This window comes from Kiloniella spongiae, assembly GCF_001026905.1.
Lineage (GTDB): Bacteria > Pseudomonadota > Alphaproteobacteria > Kiloniellales > Kiloniellaceae > Kiloniella > Kiloniella spongiae.
Map to the genome: position 1 here is coordinate 1 of NZ_LAQL01000041.1, position 2,310 is coordinate 2,310.

Sequence of the window (2,310 nt, forward strand, 5' to 3'; positions counted from 1 at the left end):
TCGGATCCGCTGATAAAAACCTTCCGAGTTCCGGATCATAAACCCGACCATTCATATGAATGATGCCAACAGCATCCAGATGTTCATGCCCGGTAAAGCCACGGGGTGTGAATGTTGGACGGATTGGCAAGGACGCTTCCTGCCAGTCAGCTTCTCTCCGTTTGCCGTGAGGATCATAGGATAGACGCTCTTCCACCAGTCCCAGTTCATCTGTGGTAACAGTGGTTGAGCCAATATGATCCAGTGACATCCAGCGGGTTTTGGTTGTCTTGGTTTGATCCACAGCCACTTCAATCTTGTGGATCGCCAGAGAGGCTTCATCCGCCCGGATATAGTGGATCTGCTCCATGATGCCGGACTGAACCCCGGCTGACGTTACAGGTGTGCGTTCCTCGTAGTAGGAACCCACATAGGCCACCTCTGTGGTCGTGCCTGCCTCTACAATAGTCTGACGGATACGCGCCCGGTCAGGGCCATAGACAAAAGATGTCACCGACAAAGAGGCCGTGGCATCAATGGTGGCTGGCTTGTTAAAGCTGGTCCAGGAAACAGAACGCCCCCCACCGCCTGTGAGGTTCCCATTGAGATCATAGCTGTAAGATCCGCCCTTGGCGGTTGCCACCGCATGAGGACGTGCCGGATCATAGGTCATAATCCCGCCATGGCTGAGATCAGACTTCAGGGTCATGTTCCCGATAATGTCATAACCATAGCTGGTTGACGCCAACTGTGTGCTGTCTGATGTCTTGACCAACAGGTTGGATGTCAGACGATTAAGCGCATCGTAACCAAAGGTCTCTTTGCGATCCTGTACATTGTCCTGACGGGCTGTGAGATTACCCACGAGATCAAAGGTCATGGCCAGATCAAGCTGCAACCCCTGTGCCCCGGACAAACGGCGGGAGGTAACCCGGCCCAGTTCATCCACATCGGTCCATTCTGTTAGACCGTTACCCAGTTGAGCTTCCCGCACGCGGCCATCTGCGTCCCGGGTCTTGGCCTTCCAGATCAGAGAACTATCAGCTGTTTCGGTAATCTGATCCAGATAACCCGTTGCCGTATAGCTATAGTCCACGGCAAAGCCTGTGGGATAGGTTACATTGCCCAAACGTCCTGCGGTATCATAGGAAATTGCAGAGACATAATCCTTGCCCCGGATTTTGCGTGTCGTGCTGCTTGGACGGCTCAGGCTGTCATAAGCATGGGTTTCGAGATAATCAGGCTGTCCCGATCCACCCGGCCCCGTCGCGCTATGTAACAGACCAAGACCATTGGTAGCCGTATCATAAGTCCAGGTTGTTGTACCTTCCGCTTCAATACGCTGGATCAAACGACCTAGAACATCGTAAGTCAAGGTATTGACCTGACCTTTGGCATCGGTCTGGGATGTCAGTTCACCATAGCTGTTATAGCCATAGGACCAATAGCCCATATCCGGATCATCCATATTAAGCTTCTTGCCCAGTTTATCATAGGCAATGGTCACCGTATTGTTCTTGGCATCCGTCGTACTGGTCAGATTGCCAAAGGCATCATAGGCATAGGCAATGGTGCCGCCCATGGTATCTGTAACCAGAACCAGTTCACCCCGCGCATTGCTCTTGCGGCTTTCTGTTTCCTGCAACGGTGTAGTGATGGTAACAGACAAACCGCTGTAAGCCGTTGTGGTCACAGCACCATTGAGATCTGTGGACTTGATCACCCGATCCAGCACATCGTATTCGTTCAGCGCCCAGTCAATGGAACTGCTACCCGCCTTGTAGGGAGCAGATGATTTGATCACACGACCAAAGCTGTCATAGACAGTATCCGTATAGACAACAGAGCCATCCGCCATTTGACTTTCACTACGGATTTCTCGGCCCAATTTATCCAGATAAGTAATACTGTTAGCGGCAATGGCTGTGCCACTGGCAGTTTCCAGTGACTGCTGAAGCACACGTTCCACAGCCCCGCTTGGACAGGTGATCGCAGCATCAGAACACAAGTTGTAACTTGTGACAGTTTCTGTCCCATCTGCCACGATCTCACGAATATTTCGGCCAAAGCCGTCGTATTCAAAGGTCGTGACAATGCTATTGGCATCGGTTGTTGAAAGAGGCACACCAAAGCGACTATCAGCAACAACAGAGGCACTATGGCCCAAGGCATTGCTAGAACTCAGGGCAAAACGACCATCGGGGGTATAGGTCATGCTTGCTGTTCGGGCTGTTTCACCAACACCGGCCACAGACGTTGAGCTCACATTGCCAAAGCTGTCATAGCCATAGCTGGTCACAACTTCCAGTGTGGGGTCACCGGGTTCAACTG

1 protein-coding gene is annotated in these 2,310 nt (G+C 51.9%); it reads right to left on the minus strand.

Annotated features, from left to right (window positions below; all coding sequences use genetic code 11):
- The coding region (locus tag WH96_RS20795) for an RHS repeat domain-containing protein (RefSeq protein ID WP_047766170.1) at positions 1-2,310 on the minus strand (2,310 nt) is incomplete at both ends.